This is a genomic window from Pseudomonas nitroreducens (assembly GCF_024170165.1).
Lineage (GTDB): Bacteria > Pseudomonadota > Gammaproteobacteria > Pseudomonadales > Pseudomonadaceae > Pseudomonas > Pseudomonas nitroreducens_C.
Window position 1 is genome coordinate 105163 of sequence record NZ_JALJXP010000015.1, and the last position, 19258, is coordinate 124420.

The following is a 19258-nucleotide window of genomic DNA, read 5'->3' on the forward strand; positions in this document are numbered from 1 at the left end:
CTCTCGATCGAACGTCGCCCTCGGCCCTGCGCGCCTGTTTTTTTCAGGAGGTGAAAGCATGCCCCTTTCCACGCTCGGCGATACCCAGGATTTCCACGATTTCATCGACAGCTATCGCCGGCAGTATCCGGACGATGTGCTCAGCATCGAGTCTCCCCTCTCCGCCGACCAGGACGTCACCGCGCTGGTCGATGCCCTGGCCGCGCAGGGCCGCGATCCCCTGTTGATCTGCGAGAAGGTCGGCTCGCTCGGCGTGCCGGTGGTCACCAACCTGTTTGCCTCCCGGACCCGCATTGCGCGGATCTTCGGCGTTACCCCGGCGCAGCTGCACGAGACCTTCCAGAGCCGCGCCAACCAGCCGATCCCGCCGCGCCACGTGGAAAGCGGCCCGGTGCTCGACGAGATATTCGAAGGCGAGGCGCTGGACCTGGCGCTGCTGCCGATGCTCAAGCATTTCGACAGCGACCGCGGGCCGTACATCACCAACGCGATCATCATCGCCGAGGACCCGGTCACCGGCATCGCCAACATGAGCTACCACCGCTCGATGCGCCACGCCCGGCAGACCCTCGCCACCAGCCTGCACTCCCGTGGCCACCTGTGGCGCATGCTGCAGAGCGCCCGCGAGCGCGGCGAGGAGCTGCACGTGGCCATGGTGGTCGGCGCACACCCGCTGTTCATGCTGGCCGCCGCCGCCCGGCTGCCGTTTGGCAGTGACGAGCGCGCCGTGGCCGGCGGACTGTTCGGCGCACCGCTGGAACTGGTCAGGACCCCGCGCTACGGCATCGGCGTGCCGGCCTACGCCGAGTTCGTCCTGGAAGGTGCGATAGACCCGGCCGGGTACGCCGAGGAAGGCCCGTTCGGCGAGTTCAGCGGCTACTCCTCGGACCGCTCGACCAACAACGTCCTGCGCGTCGACACCCTGATGCGCCGCAAGGATGCCTGGCTGGTGGACGTGGTCGGCGGACGCTATGCCGAGCACCTGACCCTGGCGCGCCTGCCGCGGGAAGCGGAGATGAGCGAGAAGCTCAAGGCGCGCTTCCCCTCCGTCACCGCCGTGCACTACCCCAACTCCGGCACCCACTTCCATTGCTACGTGGCACTGGACCAGAGCCGCGACGGCGAGGCGCGGCAGATCATGCTCGCCCTGCTCGGCTGGGACCCGTACCTGAAAACCGTGATCGCGGTGGACGGCGACATCGACATCACCGACGACAGCCAGGTGCTCTGGGCGCTGGCCACGCACTTCCAGCCGCACCAGGACATCTTCGTCGTCGACGGCCTGCCGGGCAGCCCGCTGGACCCCTCCTCCTCGGTCAACGGCACCACCTCGCGGATGGGCCTGGATGCCACCCGGGGTTCGGGATTCGACGGCATCAAGGCGCAACTGGACCAGGACGTGGTCGAACGCGCCCGTGAACTGCTCAGGAGCCTTCAGTCATGAGTCGCCAGCGCATGGTGGTCGGCATCAGCGGGGCGTCGGGCTTCATCTACGGCGTGCGCCTGCTGCAATTGCTCGCCGAGCTGGACATCGAAAGCCACCTGGTCATCAGCCGTGCCGCGCTGCTGACCATGGCCCATGAAACCGACTACAGGCTGGCGGACGTCACCGCACTGGCCAGCCACTACCACCGCGCCGATGACGTCGCCGCCGGCATTGCCAGCGGCTCGTTCCGCTGCCTGGGCATGGTGGTCGCGCCGTGTTCCATGCGCACCCTGGCGGAGATCGCCAGCGGCACCTCCAGCGGCCTGATCGGCCGCGCCGCCGACGTCACTCTCAAGGAGCGCCGGACGTTGGTGCTGATGGCGCGGGAGACGCCGCTGACCCTGGCGCACCTGCGCAACATGACTGCCGTTACCGAGATGGGCGGCATCATCGCCCCGCCGGTACCGGCCTTCTACGCCCGCCCGCAATCCCTTTCGCAAATGGTCGATCACAGCCTTGGCCGTGTCCTCGACCTGTTCGGCCTCGACGCCGGTACCGCGCTGCGCTGGGGTGAACCCGGCCCGGCGTGCACCGGCCATTTCCCTGTCTCGAAGGAGCTCGCATGAACAGCCCACTCCAGCACCCGACCCCGAACCGCAAGATTCCCGTGACCATCCTCACCGGCTTCCTCGGCGCCGGCAAAACCACGCTGCTCAACTACATCCTCAAGGAAAACCACGGTCGCAGGATTGCCGTGATCGAAAACGAGTTCGGCGAAGTCGGCATCGACGGCGACCTGGTGCTCAGCTCCGAGACCGAGGAAATCTACGAAATGGTCAACGGCTGCGTGTGCTGCACCGCGGAAGTTCGCGAGGACCTGGTGCGCATCGTCCGCGAGCTGGTGGCGCGCCCGGTGCGGCTCGATCACATCCTCATCGAAACCAGCGGCCTGGCCGACCCGTACCCGGTGGCACAGAGCTTCTTCATCAACGATCCGATTTCCGAGGAAGTGGAGCTGGACGCCATCGTGGCCATGGTCGACGCCAAGCACATCACCCAGCACCTGGAGGACCTGCAGCTCGACGGCGCGGACAACCAGGCGGTGGACCAGATCGTCTGTGCCGACCGGATCGTCATCAACAAGATCGATCTGGTCAGCGCTGTCGAGGTGGAGAGCCTGAGCGAAAAGATTCGCGGCCTGAATGCCACGGCGGACCTGGTGACCTCCAGCTACGCCGCCATCGACCTGACGAAGATCCTCGGCGTCGGTGCATTCGAGTCAACCCAGAAGTTGATGGAGATCGGCGCGGACCACGCTCACCACGCCGATGAGCACCACCACGACCACGCGCACGACCACGACGATCTGGAGCACGCCCACGACCCCAGCGTGTCCTCCGTCGGCATCGCCGTGGATGGCGCGGTGAACCTTGGCGCCTTCCACCGCTGGATCAGCGAGCTGCGCGTCGAGCAGGCCGACAACCTGTACCGCATGAAGGGCGTGCTGGCGGTCAAGGATCAGGACCAGCGCTACGTGCTGCAGGGCGTGCACAGCCTCGTCGAGTTCCGCGCCTCCACCTCATGGGGCACGGAACCACGCTCCAGCAAGATCGTGTTCATCGGCCGCGACCTCGACCGTGCGGCCTTGAACCAGGGATTTGCGGCCTGTCTGGCCGGCTGAGAAACAGCATCGGCGCCGGTGGATGGCGGCTCCGGGCACGCAGAACGAATACCCCTCTCTACCCAATAAAAACAGCAAGAGGTGATTCCCCATGTCGTCAGCCAGTACCGTCTCCACCGTCCACCCAGTCGACCAGGTACTACCGGTCCGGCAAATGCTTACCCTCGGCCTGCAGCACATGGCCGTCTCGTACATCGGCGCCATTGCCGTGCCCCTGATCGTCGCCAGCGCCCTGAAGATGTCCGAAGCCGATACCGTGGTGCTGATCAGCACCACGCTGTTCTGCTCCGGCATCGCCACCCTGCTGCAGTGCGTCGGCTTCTGGAAGTTCGGCGTGCGCCTGCCGATCCTCCAGGGCGTGGCGTTCAGCAGCGTCGGCCCGGTCATCGCCATCGGCAGCGACCCGCAGGTGGGTTTCGCCGGGGTTTGCGGAGCGGTGATCGGCGCAGGGATCTTCACCCTGCTCGCCGCGCCGCTCGTGGGTCGATTGCGCCGGTACTTTCCACCGGTGGTCACCGGCTGCATCGTCACGGTGATCGGCCTGCAACTGTTCCCGATCGCCTATGAATGGATCGGCGGCGGCCGCCACGCCAGCGATTTCGGCGCGCCAACCTACCTGGCCGTCTCCGTGGTGGTGCTGGCGACCATCCTGCTGGTCAACCGCTACGGCACGCCGATGCTGCGCAACATGGCGGTACTGCTGGGCATGCTGGTGGGTGCGGGGCTGGCCTACGGCCTGGGCATGGGCAGTTTCCACAGCGTACAGGAAGCCCCCTGGCTGACCGTGCCCTACCCCTTCCACTTCGGCCTGCCGACCTTCAGCCTGATCCCGATCGCGACCATGGTGGTGGTGATGATCGTGCAGATGGTCGAGTCCATGGGGCTGTTCGTCGCCATCGGCGACATCGTCGATAAACCGGTGAGCGAGAAACAGGTGATCGGCGGCCTGCGCGCCAACGGGCTGGCGAGCACCATCGCCGGGATGTTCGCAGCGTTCCCGTTCATTGCCTTCATGGAGAACGTCGGGCTGGTGATCCTCACCGGCGTGCGCAGCCGCTGGGTGGTGGCGATCAGCGGGCTGCTGATGTGCTCGGTGGCGCTGGTGCCCAAGGCCGGGGCGATCATCGCCTCGATGCCCACCGCGGCTCTTGGCGGGGCCGGTGTCGCCATGTTCGGCGTGGTCGCGGCGGCCGGCATCCAGACCCTGGCCAAGGTCGATTACGAGCGCAACCGCTACAACGTGCTGATCGTCGGCTTCACCATCGTCGCCGCCCTGGTGCCGGTGATGGCGCCGACCCTGTTCAAGCAGTTGCCCGAGTGGGCTCAGCCGTTCCTGCACAGCAGCGTGGTGATCGCCTGCCTGGTGTCGGTGCTGCTCAACGCGGCGCTCAACGGCGTCAGCGCTCCCGATAGCCCGGCCAGCAAGTCCGCCTCCCACACCCTCTGACAGGAGAAGCCCATGACGCAACTGCAGAACACCCTGATCAAGAACCCGCAGGCGGTGATGACCGGCTTGCGCGGCCCCCTTGCCCGCGCCGGCAACGTCGACATACGCATCATCGACGGGCGCATAGCCGAAATGGCCCAGGGCCTGACGGCGCAACCTGGTGAGCGGGTCATCGACGCCCGTGGCGCGGTGGTGTACCCGGGCTGGATCAACACCCACCACCACCTGTTCCAGAACCTGCTCAAGGCAGTGCCGGCGGGCATGAACCAGGACCTGCAAGGCTGGCTGGCCAGCGTGCCCTATCCGCGCCTCAACCTCTTCACCCCGAAGCTGGCGCGGATCGCCGCGCGCCTGGGCATGGCCGAGCTGCTGCTGTCCGGGGTGACCACCTGCGCCGATCACCATTACCTCTACCACGCCCACGGCACCACCGAGACCGGCGACCTGCTGTTCGACATGGCCGAGGCCTTCGGCATGCGTTTCGTCCTGTGCCGGGGCGGTGCGCTGGAGTCGGCCAGCGCCCATCCGGGCTTCTCGAAAACGGCGCTGCAACCGGAGTCGCTGGAGCAGATGGTCGGCGACCTCGAGCGCCTCAAGTCGCGGTATCACCAGGACACCGCGGATGCGATGCGCCGGGTGGTGGTGGCGCCGACCACGCCGACCTTCTCGTTGCCGCCAACCCTGCTGCGCGAACTGGCGCACTGCGCACGCGGCCTGGGCCTGCGGCTGCACACCCACCTTTCGGAGACGCAGAACTACGTCAACTTCTGCCGCGAGAAATACAACTGCCTGCCGGTGGAATTCGTCGCCGAACACGAATGGCTCGGCCCCGACGTCTGGTTCGCCCACGCCGTGCACATGCAGCCGGGTGAGATCCGCATGCTGGCGCAGACCGGCACCGGCATCTCCCACTGCCCGGTGAGCAACGCACGGCTGGGCAGCGGCATCGCACCCGTGCCACAGATGTACGAGGCCGGTGTGCCGATCTCCCTCGGGGTCGACGGTGTGGCCTCCAACGAGTCCGGCAGCATGGTCGCTGAAGCGCATGCCGCCTGGCTGATCCATCGCGCGGAGCAAGGCGCGTCGGCCACCACGGCGGAAGACGTGATCCATTGGGGAACGGCCGGCGGCGCCAGGGTACTGGGGCTCGACGCGGTCGGCACACTGGCCGTCGGCCAGGCCGCCGACCTGGTGATCTACAGCCTGGATCATCCGCGCTTCTTCGGCTTCCACGATATCGCGCTGGCACCGGTGGCCGCCGGTGAGCCGATTGCGGTGCGCTACAGCATGGTCGGGGGACGGCTGGTGGTCGACGACGGGGTGATTCCGGGGCTGGACCTGGAACGCATGCGCGCCGAAGCCTGGGACGGCGTGCAGCAGCTGATGCAGATCGACGACTGATCCACCGGCTGCCCTCAGGCCGGCCCCCACTTCCCCACGGGACAACCCGAACGGCGCGGTTCACCGCGCCGTGCCGGCGGCCGCATGCCCTGCGCAAAGTCCCAGCGGGAAAAGAACCAGGAATCCCCCGTGCGAACGGGGTGATGACTCACGGGAAACAGAAGATGCAGAAATCTACCTTGCCTGCCTGCCAGGCGCTCGCCCTCGGCGTACTGTCGTTGACTGCGGTCACTTCGGCCCAGGCGGCCGAGTGGAGCGACAGCTCTTTCAGCTACCTGTACGGCACCCGTTTTGCCGAGCCCGGCATCGATGATTCGATCACCAAGAACATCGTCGAATTCACCTATGTCGACGGCTACCAGTACGGCGGCAACTTCCTCGACGTCCAGGCGCTGTTTTCCGACAGCAAGGACCCCGCTGAAGACAGCAACGACGGCGCCACGGAGTTCTATCTGGTGTACCGCCATCAACTGTCGCTCAACAAGGTTTCCGGCCGGGACTTCAAGTGGGGGCCGGTCCGCGACTGGTCACTGTCGGCCGGCCTCGACTGGAACACCAAGAACACCGCCTTCGCACCGGAAAAGCGCATGTTCGTCGTCGGCCCGACGCTCAACTTCAATGTGCCGGGCTTCTGGGACCTGAGCCTGATGTACCGCACCGAGAAGAACCACAATGGGCTGTCCTTCGCCCGCGAGCACGACATCCGCTTCGACGATACCTACTACGTGGAAACCGCCTGGGACACGCCTTTCCAGCTCGGCTCGGTATCGCTGAAGTTCAAGGGTTTCGCCAACTTCGTTCCGCCCAAGGGCAAGGACAGTTTCGGTAACGACACCGTCAGCGAAACACTGGTACACGCTGCCGTGCTGGTGGACGTCGGCGCGCTGACGTTCGGCAGGAAGAACACCCTCTTCGCCGGGGTCGGTTACGAGTACTGGAAGAACAAGTTCGGCAACAACTCCGCCAACACACCCGGCACCGAGGCCAATACGCCGTTCCTGAACCTGGAATGGCATCTGTAACTCGTCATGGAGCATAGAGGGGCCATGCTGCTTCGCCTCCCTCGCCCCTCGTGCGCCTTGAACCGACTGCGCACTTGCCAATCACTTTGGTCCCGGAGAGACCTTGAACAACTGACAAGCTGACTGAAACCCCGCCACAAAGATCGGGGCCGTTGACCTACAACATCCCCTGGGCTCCTAGGCCACCCTCAGCTATCGAAGACAACTCAATAACCCCAGAACTCAGGAAATGGCCCGCCGCTCAGCCACATTCAAGAACAAAAATACTTCCAGGAGCACAGCCAGGCGTTCAGATTAAAACAATCAATCAACTTTTATCGAGCAACCCGAACAGCGGGCAGCAGCCACTTTCCAACAACTGCTCAATTTTCGCACAAAGACCAATGAAGTCCTGCTCAACAAGGAATTTCGTCAGGCCGACCTCGATCACTTTCCAGATATGACACTATTCCAGATACGGGTACGCACCCGATCAATACTTGGCGGCACGGCCTCCAGCGGGTAGAGCGTTCCGATTATCTGCGGCGACGGATATACCTTGATGTCTGCCCTGAGGGATGGATCAACCAGTGCATCGGCGGCCTTGTTTGCGTTGGCATACTTGATTGCATTGGTGACCGAAGCCATCACTTCCGGCTGCAACAGGAAATTCATGAAGGCGTAGCCCGCCGCTTCATTCGGGGCGTCTGCCGGCATGGTTACCATGTCGAACCAGGTAGGTGCTCCCTCTTTCGGAACCACATAGTTGATCTGGATGCCGTTCTTTGCCTCAGCAGCGCTGGTGGCGGCCTCGAGGACATCACCCGAGAAGCCGACGACCACACAGATATCTCCATTCGCCAAGTCAGCCACATACTTCGACGAGTGGAAGTAGGTGACATTTCTGCGCATTTGCTTGAGCAGGACTTCTGCCTTCTTGTAGTCGTTCACGTTGGTGCTGTGGTGCGGAAGGCCCAGATAATGCAGAGCGATCGGCAGCATTTCCGGCGCGTTGTCAACCACCGCCACCCCACATCTGGACAACTTCTCCAGCAGTTCAGGCTTGAAGATCAGATCCCAGCTGTCCAGCGCCTGTTCAGGACCGAGGACCGCTCGTACCTTGTCCACGTTGTAGCCAATCCCGGTTGTTCCCCAGACATAAGGGAATCCATATTGATTACCCGGATCGTTGACTGCCGCCGCCTGAAGCAGTTCGGGGTCCAGGTTCTTCCAATTGGGCAATTTTGACTTATCCAGTTTTTTCAATGCACCACTCTTGATTTGCCGGGGCATGAAATGATTGGACGGAAACACTACATCATAACCTGAGTGACCGGTCATCAATTTGGCGTCCAATATTTCATTGCTGTCGTAAACATCATAGTGCGCATCAAGGGAAGTTTGTGCCTTGAAGTTGGCCATGGTGTCATCCGCAACGTAGCCACTCCAGTTGTAGATACGAACCTCGTCGGCGGCATGACTCATCGATGCCACCAGCATGAGAGGGAGAACTTTCTTCAGCATGGTATTACCTCTTTGTTTTTGTTTTAGGCAGCTACTGAATAACAGCACACGCAAGAACGCATGAAGGCCAATAATCATGCGCCCCACTACTTGCCACACGCATAGATTGGGCTGATGTCACTACCGGCCTATCGCCGATTACCGTTCGACAGCCCCACCATTAATCTGAATAAAGGCATCTGATCCGCCATTACCTGACGGTCAGCCATCGCCGACTGTTCAGTGCAACTATCGCCTCGCGAGCAGCAGGCAATGAGAGACCGATACCCCCGAAAGTGTGCACACTTCGCCAATTCCGCTTCGGACGCCCGTCGGTACGCACCAGAATCATCGACGTGTCTGCCAGAAGTGGCTGGACGAAGGCTAGTGAAATGCCTCAGCACCTGTCTTGTGCGCGGACCCGCATAGAAATTTGCTTCAGGTATTCCTTGGGCGTCAGCTGCATACGCTCGCGAAAACACTTGTAGAAAGCGGAAAGTGAGTTGAATCCAGCAGCGAAGGCCAACTCGTCCACTCGTTTCGGATTGCTGGTTTCCTCCAGACTATCGAGCAAATGCTGAAGCCGCGCCTGATTGACGTAACGATAGAAACTCTGGCCCAGTACTTGATTGAGAAGATGAGAAATCTGATTACGTGTGTAGCCGGTTGCGTCAGCCACCTGCTGCAGGTTCAATTCGGAGCCCAGATAGGGTTTCTGGCGTTGAAAATAGTCCTCCAAATCACTCGCCATGATCCCCATCTGACGTGCCGAAAGACCTAACCGGCTGAGTGCAGGACGGCTATCCGTCGCAACGGCCTCCCCAGCCTCGGTCCGCTCGATATTGGCATACTCGCTTACCTGCCTGACCAGGCCATCGCAGACGGTAATTGCCTCACTGGCGCGAAAAGAAACAAGGCCATTCCCGCCACGCAACCGAATCCGGTACTGGATGAATGCCGTGTGACCGTCGATACGAATGCGGTCAGTGTGTTCCAGCAACTCGCCGCTCAATCGGGGCATGCTTGAACGCACGAACTCTCGGAGCTCGCCCAGACGCATCAGCCGATTTCCTGCAAAGTCGTAATACTCGACATCCGGGTGATACAACCCCAGTACGGCCTCCAGATCGCACGCTTTCCAGCCCTCGCGGTAGCGCAGGATGGTCTCTCGGGTGCGCTCGGTTTGCGCGGCATCGTCGGGCAGTGAAGGGACCAGGCTCATGCGGGGTTGCTCATGTACTTTGAGTTGGATCCGCGAATGATAATTCGAAAGGGCAGGATTCCCAGAACATCCAGCTGAACAAATCCCCAATGGGGCAGCTTGGCTCTTCTGCGGTCGACACCCGCTTGTTGCCGGCTCAGATCATCCATGAACGGCAGTCATGGGGGGCGCTAACGTTCGTCGGCAACCGGCCGGGTTCACTGCCCGACGCCGATATCGCCGGCGCACCGCCCTGCCGGTCAGTCGAGGTGGACTTGTTGCGCGCGGCACGCCGAACAGGCCTTCATCCCGCTCATCACCGTGCGCGTTTCGGCGCGACGCCGGGACCTCGGATCGACAATCCTTCGTGCGCTGGAGTCTCAGTGCGGGGCCGCGAAATTGTTCACGTCGACGAATGCCTCGAATGAGCCAATGCGCAAGCTGCTCGGCAAGCACGGTTTCATGGGCAGTGGTCAGATCGAGAATCTGGATGAGGGCGATCCCGAGCTTGTGTTGGTGAAGCTCCACTCCCGACATCGCGCCAAGGTCGCTGACGACCAGGACCCGGCCGCTCCAGCGCTCAGTTCTTCGGCGCCTGCAACTGCCCCACGGCGCCGAGGAATATCTTCAGGGTCGCCTCCACCACCACGCCGATGGGCGCGGAGTAGCGGCTGCGCACCCAGGCCGCGGCGGCATGGATGGCCGAACCGGCCAGGGCCGCACCGACCAGCGCCATCTCGCGCGGATCATGGGAAGTGATCGGCACGCCTGCGCGCCCGAGGTACTCCATCATCAGCTCGGCGAACTCACCCATATGCCGGCTGTACAGCTCGTCCACCCTCGGGCTGACTCCCAGCACTTCGCGGTGGGTCACCTGGGCGAACTGGGGATTGGTCATGGCTTCGAAGAAGCAGGTCAGGCCCGCACGCAGGCGCGGCTCGACGCCGCCCTCCGCCGCGTCCAGCACCTGGCTCAGCCGCTCGCGGTAGTCGCCCATGAGCTGCTCGTAGCAGGCCACCAGCAGGTCCTCCATGGTCGCGAAGGACTCATAGAAGTAGCGGTTGGTCAGGCCCGTCGCCGCCGTGAGGGTGCGCATGGTTGTGGCGTGGTAGCCCACGGTCCCGAACAGCTCGATACCGGCTTCGATGAAGCGCTGCCGCCGCTGGGCGGCGCGCTCGGCCACTGCCACACCGGAATAGGTGCGCTCCGACGACGCATCGGCGGGGGAAGGTAATTCACTCATGGCGCAATCCTACTCCTTGACAACAAGCGTTGTCACACTCCAGAGTTAACTGACAACAATCGTTGTCACAACCGTTCGCTGTCACAGCCATTCGTTGCCACAACCATCCGTTGCCACAACCAGAGTGCGACTCGATGACTACAACAAAAAACCACAGCCCTGCTTCCGTCGACGTTCTGATCATCGGCGCCGGCATCTCCGGCATCGGTGCCGCCTACCACCTGCAGAAAGACTGCCCGGCCCTCTCCTACACCATCGTCGAGGCCCGCGCCGACCTGGGCGGTACCTGGGACCTGTTCCGCTATCCCGGCATCCGCTCCGACTCCGACCTCTTCACCTTCGGCTACGGCTTCAAGCCGTGGAAGGAGGACAAGGCTATCGCCGACGGCGCCTCGATCAAGGCCTACATCGCCGAAACCGCCCGCGAGAATGGCATCGACCGGAATATCCGCTTCCAGCACCGGGTGACCGACACCGACTGGTCGAGCGAACGGCAACGCTGGCGGGTCACGGTCCATCGCGAGGACACCCAGGAAACACAGATCATCGAGGCGCGCTGGATCTTCACCGCCGCCGGCTACTACCGCTACGACCAGGGCTTCGCCCCCGACTTCCAGGACCAGGAGCAGTTCCTGGGGCAGATTGTGCACCCCCAGCACTGGCCGGAGAACCTCGACTACCGCGGCAAGCGCGTGGTCGTCATCGGCAGCGGCGCTACGGCGGTGACCCTGATTCCCTCGATGGCAGCCGAGGCCGCGCATATCACCATGCTGCAGCGCACACCGACCTATGTGCTGCCGGTGCCCGCGCAGGACCCGATCGCGCGCCGGCTGCGTCCGTGGCTGGGCGTCGACCTGGCGTTCGCCCTGACACGCCGCTTCAACATCGCCAAGCAGCGCTGGGTCTATGCCTTCTGCCAGCGCTTCCCGAACAAGGCCCGCGAAATCATCCATAAGCTGAACACGCGGATGCTGCCCGAAGGCTACCCGGTGGACGTTCACTTCAACCCGCCCTACAACCCCTGGGAACAGCGCATGTGCGCCGTGCCCGGCGGCGACCTGTTCCGGGTGATTTCCTCGGGCAAGGCGTCGATCGTCACCGACCATATCGAACGCTTCACCCCGAGCGGCATCCAGCTTCGCTCCGGCGAGCATCTCGAAGCCGACCTGATCGTCACCGCCACCGGCCTGAACCTGCAGCCGCTGGGCGGTATCCAGCCGAAGATCGACGGCCGGCCGGTGCCGCTGTCGCAGTGCGTCACCTACAAGGGCATGCTGCTCAGTGGCATCCCCAACTTCGCCATCGCGATCGGCTACACCTCCTCGTCGTGGACGCTGAAGATCGGCCTTCTGTGCGAGCACTTCACGCGGTTGCTCGGCTACATGCACAAGCGCGGCTACGAGGTCTGCACACCGAGGGCAGATCCGTCGATGAAGACCGAACCACTGCTGAACTTCGGCGCCGGCTATGTCCAGCGCTCCCTCGACAAACTGCCCCGGCAGGGCAGCACGCCTCCCTGGTCCATGTCCTGGAGCTACGCCGCCGACGTGAAGGTGTTCCGCAAGGGCCGCATCGACGACCCCGCCCTGGAGTTCGTTTCCGCCAAGGTGGGAGGAGCCCGCGCATGAGCCTGGCCCAGCACGAAGAGCGCTTCGCCACACTGCCCAACGGCCTGCGCCTGTGCTATTCGGAGCACGGCAGCGAGGCAGCACCCGCACTGGTGCTGATCGCCGGACTCGGCCTGCAGATGGTCTACTGGCCCGCCGCACTGATCGACCGACTGGTCGAGAGCGGGCTGCGGGTGATCTGCTTCGACAACCGCGACGCCGGGCGCTCCGGCCGCAGTTCGACGCCTCATCCGAGCCAGTTCCAGCAGTTGCGCGGCAAGGCCCCGGACGCCTGCTACGGCCTGGAGCAGATGGCCGACGACACCGCCCAGTTGCTCGAGTACCTGAACATCGGCGCCGCCCACCTGGTCGGCATGTCCATGGGCGGGATGATCGCCCAGACCCTCGCCTACCGCCATCCGGGCCGGGTGAAGTCGCTGGTGTCGATTTTCTCGACCACCGGCAATCGCCGCGTCGGCCAGCCCGCCTACTCGACGCTCTGGCGCCTGTCGCGGGCCAGGGCGCCGCAGACACGGGACGAAGCAATCGCCAGCTACCGCGCGATGATGAGCCACATCGGCGACGCCAACGCACCGGATGCACTGGCCCAGTGGCAGGACTACTCCGCACTGGCCTGGGCGCGCAACGGCGAGCGCGCCGACGCCCGGGCGCTGTTCCGGCAGATCGGCGCGATCCTCCGCTCCGGCGACCGCACGCCCCACCTGAAAACCATCCGCGCCCCCAGCCTGGTGCTCCACGGCGACCTCGACCGGATGGTCCACCCCAGCGGCGGCGAAGCCACCGCCCGGGCGATTCCCCATGCGGCCCACCAGGTGATCCGGGGCATGCGCCACCAGATCGACTCGCTCCAGGCACATCAGCTCTCCCGCTTGATCACCGACCACATCCAGCGCACTCAGGACAACAACCATGAAACTCGATAATCAGGTTGCCGTACTCACCGGGGCAGCCAGCGGCATCGGTCGCGCGCTCGCCGAGCAACTCGCCGGGAAAGGCTGCCACCTGGCCCTGGTCGACCGCGACGAAGCCGGCCTGCGCGAGACCCTCGCCCGCCTCCCCCGCACCGGCCGCCACATCAGCCTGCATGTGCTCGACCTGGCGCAACGGGATGCCGTTCGCCAGCTCCCGGAACAGGTGCTGCAGGAACACCCGACGGTCCATCTGGTAATCAACAATGCCGGAGTGGCCGTCGGTGGCAGCTTCGACCGGGTGAGCGAGGAAGACTTCGACTGGCTCATGGCGATCAACTTCCACGCCGTCGTCGACATCACCCGCGGCTTCCTCCCGGTACTTCAGCGCAACGGTGCGCCCGGCAAGTTCGTCAACCTGTCCAGCCTCTACGGCCTGGTCTCCCCACCCGGCCAGGCCGCCTACAGCGCGAGCAAGTTCGCCGTGCGCGGTTTCAGCAACTCCCTGCGCCACGAATTGCGCGGCAGCAACGTGGACATGATGGTCGTCCATCCCGGCGGCATCGCCACCTCCATCGCCAGGAATGCCAAGGCGCCGAAGGACATCGATCCGGTGGAGGTCGAACGCCAGCGCAAGGAGATGGACCGCCTGCTGCGCATGCCACCATCCAAGGCCGCCGGCATCATCCTCAATGGCATCGAGAAAGACCGCGCACGGGTCATCGTCGGCATGGACGCGCTGCTCCTCTCGATCATCGAGCGGCTGGTGCCGGTGAACTACTGGGGCATCGTCGAGCGGCTTATGAACCAGCGCAGCAAGGCGAGGTAAACCCCTCCCCCGCAGGCCGATCCCGAGGCCAGCCGAGCTGGCCTCTTTGCTCCGCACCATCTCCGACGCGTATGGCGTTCGCTGCGCCGGCCAGGAAGGAACCGGGAGGCGATTCGAGCAGGAGCGTTGAGTCTGAACGGGCACCAACCTGCGGCCATCCGCTGGCGCGCCGGGTATGATCGGGTTTCCCCAGACTTCAGCGAGCCCTGACCGTGAGCAGCACCCTTCCCTTCGGCACCGGCGATGCCTCCTACCAGGCCGCTGGCGGCATCGACGGCCTGCGCCGGCTGGTCGACGACTTCTACCGGTTGATGGATGAACTGCCAGAGGCGGCCGACCTGCGCCGCCTGCACCCGCAAAGCCTGGAACAGTCCCGCGACAAACTGGCCTGCTTCCTCAGTGGCTGGCTGGGCGGCCCAAGGCTGTTCAGCGAAAAATACGGTTCGATCTCCATCCCGTCCTTCCACGCCCAGTGGCCCGTCGACGAAGCCCTCAGCGCCGCCTGGCTGGGCTGCATGGAGCGCGCCATTGCCCTGCAGCCCTTCACGCAGGAGTTCGCCGACTACCTGCTGACGCAACTGCGCGTACCGGCGCACCGGGTGGTGCAGGCGAGCCAGGCGCGGCACCGCTGAGGCAGCGCCGCCTACCCGGCCCTGGTCTACCCGAAAGGTCTCCGGTCGGTGACTGCCCGTCGCTACTGACAGAAACCAGCCAATAGCAGACCTGTGAAGATCTCGATCGCGCCCTGGCGTAATCACCACTCCCCACATTTCGTTTTTCTTGCCGATGCATCAAGGCCCACTTAAGATGCGATAACTTCTCATATGCAAGTCGTTATCACGCAAGGATTCGCGTTGCCCTCTCCGTCTGTCTCCAGCACCCGGCACACCGAGCTCCAGACCCTGTATCTCGATCATCACGCCTGGTTGCTTGGCTGGTTGCGCAAGCGGCTGCGTCATGCGGATAACGCTGCCGATCTGGCCCACGATACATTTGTGCACATCCTCGGCAAGCCGCTACCACTGCAGGAGGTACGGCAACCTCGCGCCTGGCTGAGTGTCATCGCAAGAGGACTGCTGATTGACCGAGTGCGCCGCCAACGCATCGAGCAGGCCTATCTGGAGGCTATCGCCTGCTTGCCCGAGGCGGAGGTGCCTTCCCCGGAAACACAGCTGATCCTGCTGGAAACCCTCGCATGCATCGATGCCCTGCTCGATGGCTTGGCACCGAAGGTACGCAGCGCGTTCCTGCTGTCGCGGCTGGAGGGTCTGGGCTACAAGGAGATCGCCGAACGTCTGGGCGTGAGCCTGAGCTCGGTGGAGAAATACATGGCCACCGCTATCCGCCACTGCTTCCTGGCCCAGCGATGAGCAGCAGAGAGTTGCCGGATGCGGTGCTCGACCAGGCCATCGGCTGGCTGGTGCGTCTGCAATCGGGCTATGCGGACGAACGAGCGCACGCCGACTGTCTGCTCTGGCGGCAGGCCGATCCCCTACACGAAACCGCCTGGCAAGCCTTGCAGTCCAGCGAATCGGCCTTCGGGCGCGTGGCCGAACTACCCGGCGGGGTCGCGCTGGATATCCTGCAGCGTCTGCAAGGCAAGCGCCACAGCCGCCGCCAGGCCCTCAAGATGCTGGGTTTCGGCGTGGCAATCAGCGGCCTGGGTGGTTGGGGAATGCGCGAGCGCCCGCTGGCCACCTGGGGCGCAGACTACGTCACCGGCGTCGGCGAACATCAGCAGTTCTTTCTGGGCGACGGCACTCGTCTGCAACTCAATACCTCCAGCGCAGTGGACGTGCTATTTACCGCACAGCGACGAACGATCACCTTGCTGCGTGGCGAGATCTTCATCGACTCGGGGAAGGACAGTGACGCACCGGCGGGGTACCGCAGCCTCTGGGTAGAGAGCCGTCATGCCCGATTGCAGGCTATCGGCACTGCCTTTTCCGTACGCGATGAAGCCAACGCGACTCGCCTGCGGGTCGAGGACGGGATCGTCGCCATCCATCGCGCAGAGGCGCAGCCGATCCGGGTGATGGCGGGCGAGGAATATCTGATCCTCGACTCCAGCACTCGCCAGGTCGAACACAGCCCCCTGAACGCCAGTGCCTGGACACGTGGCCAGCTTGTGGCGAAACGGATGCGAATGGCCGATCTGATCGAGGAAATCGGACGCTACCGTCAGGGATGGCTCAGTTGCGACCCGTCCATTGCCGACCTGGAAGTCTCGGGCGTCTTCCAGCTCGACGACATCGACAACGTCCTCGACGCCCTGAGCGATTCAATGCCTCTGCGCGTCCAGCGCTTCACAGCGCTGTGGACTCGTGTGGTCGCTCGCTGAACTGAATGCAAAAACTTCTCGATAACGATTACGGGTTTTTCCGAGCCCTTCGGCAAACAGGAAAACACACTGTCATTGCCAAGGAGCGCGTTGTCCATGTCATCTCTTTCCTCGCCGCCGCGAGCATTTCGCCGTGCCACCCTCGCCCTCACCCTTCGCAGCATTCTGCTGGGTAGCGCCACGGTCGGGTCACTGGCCAGCTACAACGTGCAAGCCGAGCAATCCTCCTCCCATCGCTATGATCTGCCTGCCAGCTCTCTGGAAGACTCGTTGAACGGCTTCGCCCAGGCTGCCGGCATCACGCTGCCATTCGACCCCGCGCTGACTCAGGGCAAGCGGGCTTCTGCCTTGCGGGGAGAATTCGAGGTTCAGGAGGGCCTGAACTACCTGCTGAAAGGCACGGGGCTGACTGCCGAAAGGAATGCCAGCGGGAACTGGAGCATCCGTCGTGCCCCTGCCACCGAAGCGGCACTGGAATTGAGCGATCTTACCGTGGTCGGCCAAGGACTCGGCGCGACCTCCGAGGGGACAGGCTCGTACACCACCGGCAGCTCCAATAGCGCCACTGGACTGAACCTCTCGCTACGCGAAACGCCGCAGACAGTCAGCGTAATCACCCGTCAGCGCATGGACGACCAGAACCTGCGCAGCCTCGGCCAGGTGCTGCAGCAGACGCCTGGCATCAATGTGCAGAGCCCCGGCAGCGAGCGCCTCTATGTGTTCTCCCGTGGCCTGGCGGTGGACAACTACCAGTACGACGGCATGCCGACGACTTCCTTCGCCTTTACCCAGGCGTTGCCACAGGCACTGTCGGACATGGCCATCTACGACAGGGTGGAAGTACTGCGCGGGGCGACCGGCCTGTTGTCGGGCAGTGGTGATCCGTCCGGTACGGTCAACCTGGTGCGCAAGAAACCCACCAGCAACTTTCAGGGACATGTCGAGGCTGGCATCGGCTCGTGGGATCTGTATCGGGGCGAGGTCGATGTCTCCGGCCCGCTCAACGCCGGCGCATCAGTGCGAGGTCGCGCGGTGGCGGCTTATCAGCAGGGCAACAGCTTCACCGACTATTTGCAGCAGGAGAAGACCATCGGTTACGGCGTGCTCGAAGCCGATCTGGACGAAGACACCCTGCTGACTGTCGGCCTTGACTACCTGCGCAGCGACCCACGTGGTTTCTCCACCACCGGCCTGCCCGTGGTGGACAGCCAGGGCAACCAGTTCAAGGCATCCCGCCATGCGAACCCTGCCAGTCGCGACAGCACCAACCTGCAGGAGTCGGTCAATGCCTTCGCCTCGCTGGAGCGCAAGTTGGCCTACGACTGGAAGCTGAAGGTTTCAGCCAACTACCTGTACGGCACCCGCGATTACGACTCGATCATTGTCGGTACCACCACCGGTTTCGTAAACGCCCAGACCGGCAACGGCCTGACCTACACCGCGACCAAGGGCGACAACACCCAGGAGCAGAAAGGGCTGGATGTGATGGCCAGCGGTCCCTTCCAATGGCTGGGTCGCGAACACGAACTGGTCTTCGGCTTCAACCTCCAGGACTACGAGAACCGCCGTAACGGCTTCGGCAATCTGTTGCCCAATGGCACCAGCAACAACGGAGTCAGTGGCAAGCCGGTCAACATCTACACCTGGGACAACTACGCACCGACCGCCAGCTACAACTTCAACCGTGAGGATGACAATATCGACCAGTGGCAGACCGGCGTGTACCTGGCGACGCGGCTCAAGCCCACCGACGATCTTTCGGTGATCCTCGGTTCTCGGGTTTCCGATTACCGTTACGATGCAGAGTTGGTCTACCACGTTGCCAGTCTGGTGCCGTACGGCACCGACGATCAGGTGCGCGTCCACGGCGAAGTCACGCCCTACGCCGGCATCGTTTACGACCTAAACGACAACCACTCGGTGTATGCCAGCTACACCAGCATCTTCAAGCCGCAGCCCTACCGCGACCGCTCCGGCAAGCTGCTCGACCCGCGTCAGGGCGACAACTACGAGATCGGCCTGAAAAGCGAGTTCTACGACGGCCGCCTGAATACCTCGGCGGCACTGTTCGAGGTCAAGCTGGACAACGACGCCATCGCCGACGGTACCGTAGAAGGCAATGACCTCATTACCGCCTACCGCGCCTCGAAAACCACCACCAAGGGCATCGACCTGGAAGCCAGCGGAGAGCTGCTGCCGGACTGGAATCTGGCAGCCAGCTATAGCCATAGCGTGGTCAAGGACGCCGATCACGAGCGCGTAAAAACCACCATTCCCACTGATCTGGTGAAGGTTTTCACCACCTACCGCCTGCCCGGCGAACTGGAAAGACTGACCATCGGTGGCGGGGTCAACTGGCAGAGCGGTATCCACATGACCGTAGACTCCTGGCGCCTGCCAGGGCCGGCGAAGGTCAAACAGAGTGACTACGCCACCGTCAACCTGATGGGCCGTTATGACATCACCCGCCAATGGTCGGCCACTGCGACAGTCAACAACCTGTTCGACAAGAAGTACATCAGTTCACTCGACGAGAACTTCTACAGCGGATCCTGGGGCGATCCACGCAACTTCATGCTGAGTACGCGTTACGAGTTTTAACCACTTGAGCGCCTGAAAAACTCGCTGGCTGAAACTTCCCACTCAGCG

Annotated in this window: 16 protein-coding genes; 13 read left to right on the forward strand and 3 right to left on the reverse strand. The window is 63.4% G+C overall.

Annotated features, from left to right (window positions below; translation table 11 throughout):
- Positions 1-58 precede the first annotated feature (58 nt).
- The 6 genes from J2T47_RS25125 (at position 59) to J2T47_RS25150 (ending at position 6977) form a co-directional block, all read left to right on the forward strand.
- Complete coding sequence (locus J2T47_RS25125) at positions 59-1444, forward strand: UbiD family decarboxylase (protein ID WP_253452881.1); 1386 nt, start codon at positions 59-61, stop codon at positions 1442-1444.
- Positions 1441-2052: a UbiX family flavin prenyltransferase gene (locus J2T47_RS25130; RefSeq protein ID WP_253452883.1), complete on the forward strand. Its 612-nt coding sequence runs from the start codon at positions 1441-1443 to the stop codon at positions 2050-2052. The genes J2T47_RS25125 and J2T47_RS25130 overlap by 4 nt, the downstream gene beginning before the upstream one ends.
- Positions 2049-3107: a CobW family GTP-binding protein gene (locus J2T47_RS25135; protein WP_253452885.1), complete on the forward strand. Its 1059-nt coding sequence runs from the start codon at positions 2049-2051 to the stop codon at positions 3105-3107. Before J2T47_RS25130 ends, J2T47_RS25135 begins: the two co-directional genes overlap by 4 nt.
- A 91-nt stretch (positions 3108-3198) precedes the next feature.
- Positions 3199-4554, forward strand: a complete 1356-nt coding sequence (locus tag J2T47_RS25140; protein WP_253452887.1) for a nucleobase:cation symporter-2 family protein — start codon at positions 3199-3201, stop codon at positions 4552-4554.
- A 12-nt stretch (positions 4555-4566) separates the two neighbouring features.
- Complete coding sequence (locus J2T47_RS25145) at positions 4567-5955, forward strand: amidohydrolase family protein (protein WP_253452889.1); 1389 nt, start codon at positions 4567-4569, stop codon at positions 5953-5955.
- A gap of 164 nt (positions 5956-6119) precedes the next feature.
- Entirely contained in the window at positions 6120-6977 is an 858-nt protein-coding gene (locus J2T47_RS25150; RefSeq protein WP_253452891.1) for an outer membrane protein OmpK, read from the forward strand.
- Between the two features lie 426 nt (positions 6978-7403).
- Here J2T47_RS25150 and J2T47_RS25155 read toward each other — a convergent pair whose 3' ends face one another.
- The 3 genes from J2T47_RS25155 to J2T47_RS25165 all read right to left on the reverse strand — a co-directional run bounded on the left by J2T47_RS25155 (position 7404) and on the right by J2T47_RS25165 (position 10903).
- Positions 7404-8480 (reverse strand): polyamine ABC transporter substrate-binding protein, encoded by a 1077-nt coding sequence (locus J2T47_RS25155; protein WP_253452894.1) that lies wholly within the window; start codon positions 8478-8480, stop codon positions 7404-7406.
- Between the two features lie 376 nt (positions 8481-8856).
- Entirely contained in the window at positions 8857-9681 is an 825-nt protein-coding gene (locus J2T47_RS25160; protein WP_253452897.1) for an AraC family transcriptional regulator, read from the reverse strand.
- Between the two features lie 559 nt (positions 9682-10240).
- Positions 10241-10903: a TetR/AcrR family transcriptional regulator gene (locus tag J2T47_RS25165; protein WP_253452900.1), complete on the reverse strand. Its 663-nt coding sequence runs from the start codon at positions 10901-10903 to the stop codon at positions 10241-10243.
- Positions 10904-11037: 134 nt separating this feature from the next.
- Here J2T47_RS25165 and J2T47_RS25170 point away from each other — a divergent pair, with 134 nt between their 5' ends.
- The 7 genes from J2T47_RS25170 (at position 11038) to J2T47_RS25200 (ending at position 19210) form a co-directional block, all read left to right on the forward strand.
- Positions 11038-12531 (forward strand): flavin-containing monooxygenase, encoded by a 1494-nt coding sequence (locus J2T47_RS25170; RefSeq protein ID WP_253452901.1) that lies wholly within the window; start codon positions 11038-11040, stop codon positions 12529-12531.
- Entirely contained in the window at positions 12528-13454 is a 927-nt protein-coding gene (locus tag J2T47_RS25175; RefSeq protein ID WP_253452903.1) for an alpha/beta fold hydrolase, read from the forward strand. The genes J2T47_RS25170 and J2T47_RS25175 overlap by 4 nt, the downstream gene beginning before the upstream one ends.
- Positions 13441-14268 carry an SDR family NAD(P)-dependent oxidoreductase gene (locus tag J2T47_RS25180; RefSeq protein ID WP_253452906.1) on the forward strand — a complete coding sequence of 276 codons (828 nt, stop codon included), beginning with the start codon at positions 13441-13443 and terminating at the stop codon, positions 14266-14268. The genes J2T47_RS25175 and J2T47_RS25180 overlap by 14 nt, the downstream gene beginning before the upstream one ends.
- 212 nt (positions 14269-14480) lie before the next feature.
- Complete coding sequence (locus tag J2T47_RS25185; protein WP_253452908.1) at positions 14481-14900, forward strand: group II truncated hemoglobin; 420 nt, start codon at positions 14481-14483, stop codon at positions 14898-14900.
- Between the two features lie 192 nt (positions 14901-15092).
- Positions 15093-15638 carry a sigma-70 family RNA polymerase sigma factor gene (locus tag J2T47_RS25190; RefSeq protein WP_138216961.1) on the forward strand — a complete coding sequence of 182 codons (546 nt, stop codon included), beginning with the start codon at positions 15093-15095 and terminating at the stop codon, positions 15636-15638.
- Complete coding sequence (locus J2T47_RS25195; protein WP_253452910.1) at positions 15635-16609, forward strand: FecR family protein; 975 nt, start codon at positions 15635-15637, stop codon at positions 16607-16609. Before J2T47_RS25190 ends, J2T47_RS25195 begins: the two co-directional genes overlap by 4 nt.
- A 96-nt stretch (positions 16610-16705) precedes the next feature.
- Positions 16706-19210, forward strand: coding sequence for a TonB-dependent siderophore receptor (locus J2T47_RS25200; RefSeq protein WP_253452912.1), 2505 nt, complete (start codon positions 16706-16708; stop codon positions 19208-19210).
- Positions 19211-19258: the final 48 nt, after the last annotated feature.